This window comes from Vibrio sp. 10N.261.52.C2, from assembly GCF_041471425.1.
Taxonomy (GTDB): domain Bacteria; phylum Pseudomonadota; class Gammaproteobacteria; order Enterobacterales; family Vibrionaceae; genus Vibrio; species Vibrio crassostreae_C.
The window spans coordinates 1-6,175 of the sequence record NZ_JBFROH010000088.1; the positions used below are offsets into that span (position 1 = coordinate 1).

A 6,175-nucleotide genomic window follows, 5' to 3' on the forward strand; every position below is an offset into this window, starting at 1 on the left:
GCGATGAACCTTTTTTATTGCCTGAATTATCAATATTTCAAGCAGTTATTTAAGTTGATCGCATAATTTTGCGCGCTATATGAAACACTACACCAATAAATACCAAACCACTCGCGACCACACCTGAACACCATTCCACAACCCCATATCAACTTCTATTCTTTCCATCAACCAGTGCCTGCACTGAAACAAACTAAACAATGGAATAGAACAATGAATAACAAAAATAGAAGAACAAATCAGAAAGGTTTCACGCTGATTGAATTGATGATTGTGGTGGCGGTAATTGGGGTATTGTCTGCTATTGCGGTACCTCAATATCAAGATTACGTAAAGAAAAGTGCTTTGGGTGCAGCTTTAGCTTCCGTAACTGCATATAAAACAAATATCGAAGATTCAATCGCGTTTGAAAATGAATTCCCGGCAATTTCAGCCGCATTTGGTATTGGTACTATTAACTCTACATCTGCCGCGATCACAACAACCGGACAAAACGCAATAGTTGCAACAATCACCGAAGGCGCAGGGGAAAATGCCACTGTAACGTTAACTAGACAAAATGCTACCGGCGAATGGTCATGTGTCCATAACCAAAGCACAATTAATTTAACAGGCTGCTCATAAGTGCTAACCAACCTCCCGACCGTTCTTCGTCAGGCTGACTTGCTTAGCCTGACTCAAGAACAAGCTGTTGCGGAACATATACAAGCTTCAGGTGTTTCTACACCTGAAGCTTTGCTCGTTCTGGATTTCTTCAGCGGCGATTCCTTAGCAAACAACATTAAAACCATCTTCGGCTTACCGTTAGTACAACTTGCCAATGTTGATTATGAAATCTTATGTGACCAATTAGGGCTTCGTGAACTGATAACCAAGTATCGTGCTCTCCCGATTTCAGTCTCTAGCTCGACTCTCACGCTCGCCTCTGCTGACCCTACCGACTTGCAAGCGGAAGATGACTTTCGATTTGCGACCGGATTACAGATTGAATTGGTTGTCGCCAACTACTCAGAACTAGAAGGCGCAATACGAAAGCTGTATGGCCGTTCGATTTCCGGGCAAGACTCCAAACGCAAAGAGATCACTCAAGATGAACTCGCCAATCTTGTTGAGGTGTCTGACGACGAGATAGCGTCGATTGAAGATCTCAGCCAAGACGACTCCCCTGTCAGCCGCTTTATCAATCAGATACTGGTTGATGCGGTTCGTAAGGGTGCATCAGATATCCACTTCGAGCCTTATGAAGAGCACTACCGAGTACGCCTGCGTTGTGATGGTATCCTTGTTGAAATACAGCAACCCGCCTCTCACTTAAGTCGTCGTCTATCAGCTCGCTTAAAGATCCTCGCCAAGCTTGATATCGCTGAACGCCGCTTGCCTCAAGACGGTCGTATTAAGTTACGCTTGAACGACGAACTCGCGATAGATATGCGTGTATCAACTTTGCCGACCTTGTGGGGTGAAAAGATCGTTCTTCGACTGCTTGATAGCAGCGCGGCCAATCTAGATATCGATAAGTTAGGTTACAGCGAAGATCAAAAAGCACTCTACCTCAATGCCCTGAAACGCCCACAAGGGATGATCTTAATGACAGGCCCAACCGGCAGCGGAAAAACCGTCTCCCTATATACTGGCCTTCGAGTGCTCAACACAACTGAACGCAACATATCAACAGCCGAAGATCCGGTGGAAATTAACCTATGTGGTATCAATCAGGTACAAGTGACGCCTAAGATCGGCTTTGGATTTGCGGAAGCTCTGCGATCATTTTTACGACAAGACCCTGATGTGGTGATGGTTGGAGAGATCCGCGACTTGGAAACGGCAGAAATCGCGATCAAAGCATCGCAAACGGGTCACTTAGTACTTTCGACACTGCACACGAATTCCGCCGCAGAAACCGTCACCCGACTCGCACATATGGGTATAGAACCCTTTAACCTCGCTTCATCATTGAGTTTGATTATCGCCCAACGACTGGCAAGACGATTATGCAACCACTGCAAAGAAAATGACGACTCGCCAGACATATTCCTGCGTCACTCCATTCCTAACAGCCAAACCATCTACAAAGCGAGTCCTAAAGGTTGCAATGAGTGCAACCAGGGTTATTCGGGGCGAGTGGGTATCTATGAAGTGATGCCGTTTAGCGATCAACTGAAAAGCAGCCTGATCGACAAACCGAACGCGTTGGCCATTGAAAACTTGGCTCGCCGAGAAGGCATGAGAACTCTGCAAGAGTCGGGGCTAGATAAATTGCTTGAAGGCACCACCAGCTATCAAGAGCTGCAACGTGTTCTGTACATATAAACCAATGGAGCACCAATGAGTAGCAAGTCCAAACAATCACAATTAAAAAGCTATCACTGGAAAGGCATTAACAGCTCAGGCAAGAAAGTGTCTGGGCAAACGTTAGCGCTCACCGAATTGGAAGTACGAGAAAAGCTCAAAGAACAGCATATTCAGATTAAGAAAATCAAAAAGAAAAGTATTTCAGCCGTCACTCGTTTAACCCATAGAGTCAAAGCTAAAGACATCACTATTTTAACTCGGCAACTTGCTACCATGCTGGCTACTGGTGTGCCTATCGTACAAGCCATCAAGTTGGTGTCGGACAATCACCGCAAAGCTGAAATGAAATCGATTCTATCGCATATCTGCAAAGGTGTAGAAGCCGGTACGCCAATCTCAAAAGCGATGCGAACCGCAAGCCGTCACTTTGATGAACTGTATACTGATTTGGTCGCCACAGGCGAACTCTCCGGCAACCTTGCACAAGTATTTGAACGCTTGGCGACCTATCGTGAAAAGAGTGAGCAACTAAAATCCAAGGTTATAAAGGCTCTCATCTACCCAGCAATGGTTGTAGCGGTCGCCCTTACCGTTTCCTACTTAATGCTGACCATGGTGATTCCAGAGTTTGAGTCGATGTTTTCTGGCTTTGGCGCCGACCTGCCTTGGTTCACCCAACAAGTACTCTACCTTTCCCATTGGATGCAGGCTTACAGTTTTTATACGGCTGTAGGCATCGGGCTTGTTGTCCTGATTATTTACCAACTGTGTCAGCGCTCCCACTCGATCAGACTGTCTGTTAGTCGGCTAGGATTACGCTTTCCTGTTCTTGGTGGCGTATTAGCCAAAGCCTCTATTGCCAAATTCAGCCGAACCTTATCAACTAGTTTTAGTTCTGGTATTCCTATTTTAATGAGCCTAAAAACCACAGCCAAAACCGCAGGCAACCTACATTATGAATCAGCAATCATTGAGGTTCACCGAGAAACCGCAGCAGGCATGCCGATGTATATCGCGATGCGCAATACCAATGCCTTCCCTGAAATGGTGTTGCAGATGGTGATGATTGGTGAAGAGTCGGGCAACCTTGATGATATGCTCAATAAAGTCGCTTCCATTTACGAGTTTGAAGTAGACAACACAGTCGACAATTTAGGCAAAATTTTAGAACCATTGATCATCGTATTTTTGGGAACGGTTGTTGGCGGGCTTGTGGTTGCGATGTACTTACCGATCTTTAATCTTATGAGTGTGTTAGGATAGTTAAAGCAACTAAACACCCATGAGCAGCAATCTCTGCTCACCTTGATTAAGTGGTAAAGGACACTATGGAAGTATTTCACTACTATCCTTGGCTATTCCCCGTATTAGCTTTCATTTTTAGCCTTCTTATCGGCAGCTTCCTCAACGTAGTCATACACCGTTTACCGATTATGATGGAACGCGAATGGCAACAAGAGTGCTCGGAATATTTCTCTCAATATAAAATTCCAGCGCCAGAGGGAAAGTTCAATCTCAGCATTCCTCGTTCAACCTGCCCGAAATGCAAAACCCAATTAAGAATCGTCGACAATATCCCAGTGTTAAGCTGGTTGCTCTTAAAGGGTAAGTGCCACAGCTGCGCTAATCCAATCAGTGCTCGCTACCCTTTGGTCGAACTGCTTACAGCAATACTTTGCACAATGGTTGCTAGCCACTTTGGTTTCAGTTACTACGCCATTGCTTTGATTCTTTTCACCTTCGCACTGATTACCGCGACCTTTATCGATCTCGATACCATGTTGTTGCCTGATCAAATCACCTTGCCTTTGGTATGGTCCGGTATCGCATTAGCACTGTTTAATATCGGCCCAGTATCGCTGCAAGATTCCGTGGTTGGCGCAATGGCTGGTTACCTCGCTTTATGGTCTGTTTATTGGTTGTTCAAACTGCTAACAGGTAAAGAAGGCATGGGTTACGGTGACTTCAAACTCCTGGCTGCGCTTGGTGCATGGCTTGGTTGGCAACACCTACCGATGATCATCCTTTTATCTTCGCTGGTAGGCCTTGTGTTTGGTTTAATTCAACTTCGCCTGAAACAGCAAGGCATCGATAAAGCCTTTCCATTTGGCCCTTACCTTGCAATTGCGGGTTGGGTAAGCTTGATGTGGGGTAACGACATCATGGGTTGGTATTTCACTTCTGTACTAGGAATTTAACCATGGCAATCATTATCGGATTAAGCGGCGGTATCGCCAGTGGCAAAACCACGGTCGCTAACCTGTTCAATGAGCATTTTAATATTGATATTGTTGATGCTGATATCGTGGCACGTGAAGTGGTTGCGCTGGGCAGTGACGGTTTAAAACAGATTACAGAACACTTTGGTGAGTCTATCTTGCTTAAAGATGGAACTCTCAACCGAAGTCGACTGCGTGAGCTGATCTTCTCTGATCCTAAAGAGAAGCAGTGGCTCAATGATCTTCTTCATCCCATGATCCGTGACAAAATTGACAGTGACCTGTCTAAAATCACATCCCCGTATGGTTTATTAGTTGCACCGCTATTGGTGGAAAACCAAATGCAAGGCATGGCCGATCGCGTATTAATTGTTGATGTGCCAGCAGAAGTTCAAATAGAACGTACGATGAGTCGTGACAATGTTTCTAGGGAACAAGTTGCATCAATTTTAAAATCACAAGCTTCAAGAGAACAGCGCTTAGCGGTTGCAGATGACGTGATTAAAAACCATACTAAAAACCAAGAACTTTTGCCTCAAATCACAGATTTACATCAAAAGTATCTGGCAATCAGTACAGTAGATGGGTCAGAATAGAACTATGTTGAATGAAGGTTTGCTTGATGATCACCCATAAATTTGAACATCCTCTAAATGAGAAAACAAGAATCTACTTAAGAGTTGAATCGCTCTTGAGGCAGCTACACTTGTCTTCTACATTTTCCGATGCTCAACAGTATCAACTCTTTTTCCGTTCCATCTTTGATCTGATTGAAATCTTCGAACAGATCCAACTCAAGAGCGAACTCGCAAAAGATATTGAGAAGCAACGTGTAACCTACAAAAGTTGGTTGGATGTTGAAGGTGTCGATCAAGAGATGCTGACATCACTGCTTAATGACATTGGTAACATCTATCGTGATCTGATGCAGGCAGAGCGTTTTGGCCAGTCACTTAAGGAAGACCGCTTCCTGAGTGCCATTCGCCAACGCTTTAATCTTCCAGGTGGCTCATGCTGCTTTGATTTACCGGCACTGCATTATTGGCTGCACCTTCCTCTCGATAAGAGAATGCGAGATGCTAAAGCGTGGATGGATAACTTACAACCTCTGTATGAAGCGCTAACACTGTGGTTGAAGCTCACCAGAGAGACTGGTCACTTTAAAGAGCAAATCGCTCGCGCTGGCTTCTTCCAGAGCGATGCCGATGAAGCGAATATCCTTCGTCTATCTATTCCAATGCAATACGGTGCCTACCCGATGATCTCAGGTCACAAGAACCGCTTTGCTGTTAAGTTCATGAGCTTTGAAACAGGGCAAGCCTGTACTCAAGACATTGAATTTGAATTGGCTATCTGCACCTAATTAATTTTCTTTTTTTAGTTTGGCTTGAGTCTTCACTCGAGCCTAAACTCACTATTATTACACCTTCAAATTAAGAATCACTATGTCGAAGAAAATCACCATCGTTAAATGCCCTCAATGTAATGCTGACGTTGAATGGGGCGAACAAAGCCCGCACCGCCCGTTTTGCAGCAAGCAATGTCAGATGATTGATTTCGGTGAATGGGCAGACGAAGAGAACAGCATCGCTGGCGCACCAGATATGTCAGATAGCGATGGTTGGTCGGAAGATCCGCACTAAGCGAGTAGCGAGTAGCGAGTA

At 44.9% G+C, this 6,175-nt stretch carries 7 protein-coding genes; all 7 read left to right on the forward strand.

Annotated elements, in window-relative coordinates; translation table 11 throughout:
* Positions 1-213 precede the first annotated feature (213 nt).
* A complete protein-coding gene (locus AB4307_RS21635; RefSeq protein WP_372133484.1) occupies positions 214-624 on the forward strand; it encodes a pilin in 411 nt (136 codons plus the stop codon).
* Positions 625-2,310 carry a type IV-A pilus assembly ATPase PilB gene (pilB, locus tag AB4307_RS21640; RefSeq protein ID WP_372133487.1) on the forward strand — a complete coding sequence of 562 codons (1,686 nt, stop codon included), beginning with the start codon at positions 625-627 and terminating at the stop codon, positions 2,308-2,310.
* A gap of 15 nt (positions 2,311-2,325) precedes the next feature.
* The gene (locus tag AB4307_RS21645) at positions 2,326-3,555 is read left to right on the forward strand and encodes a type II secretion system F family protein (protein ID WP_122082148.1); all 1,230 of its coding nucleotides are present in this window, start codon (positions 2,326-2,328) and stop codon (positions 3,553-3,555) included.
* 65 nt (positions 3,556-3,620) lie between these two features.
* Positions 3,621-4,490: a prepilin peptidase gene (locus tag AB4307_RS21650; RefSeq protein WP_017065897.1), complete on the forward strand. Its 870-nt coding sequence runs from the start codon at positions 3,621-3,623 to the stop codon at positions 4,488-4,490.
* Positions 4,491-4,492: 2 nt separating this feature from the next.
* A complete protein-coding gene (gene coaE / locus AB4307_RS21655; protein WP_372133491.1) occupies positions 4,493-5,107 on the forward strand; it encodes a dephospho-CoA kinase in 615 nt (204 codons plus the stop codon).
* Positions 5,108-5,133: 26 nt separating this feature from the next.
* Entirely contained in the window at positions 5,134-5,874 is a 741-nt protein-coding gene (zapD, locus tag AB4307_RS21660) for a cell division protein ZapD (protein WP_372133494.1), read from the forward strand.
* An 82-nt stretch (positions 5,875-5,956) separates the two neighbouring features.
* A complete protein-coding gene (gene yacG / locus AB4307_RS21665; RefSeq protein ID WP_004735515.1) occupies positions 5,957-6,154 on the forward strand; it encodes a DNA gyrase inhibitor YacG in 198 nt (65 codons plus the stop codon).
* Positions 6,155-6,175 lie beyond the last annotated feature (21 nt).

Bases quoted from the DNA above. Each gene is read 5' to 3' on its own strand.
- AB4307_RS21635 (WP_372133484.1), top strand. From the start codon at position 214: ATGAATAACAAAAATAGAAGAACAAATCAGAAAGGTTTCACGCTGATT.
- coaE (WP_372133491.1), top strand. From the start codon at position 4,493: ATGGCAATCATTATCGGATTAAGCGGCGGTATCGCCAGTGGCAAAACC.
- yacG (WP_004735515.1), top strand. From the start codon at position 5,957: ATGTCGAAGAAAATCACCATCGTTAAATGCCCTCAATGTAATGCTGAC.
- zapD (WP_372133494.1), top strand. From the start codon at position 5,134: ATGATCACCCATAAATTTGAACATCCTCTAAATGAGAAAACAAGAATC.
- AB4307_RS21650 (WP_017065897.1), top strand. From the start codon at position 3,621: ATGGAAGTATTTCACTACTATCCTTGGCTATTCCCCGTATTAGCTTTC.
- AB4307_RS21645 (WP_122082148.1), top strand. From the start codon at position 2,326: ATGAGTAGCAAGTCCAAACAATCACAATTAAAAAGCTATCACTGGAAA.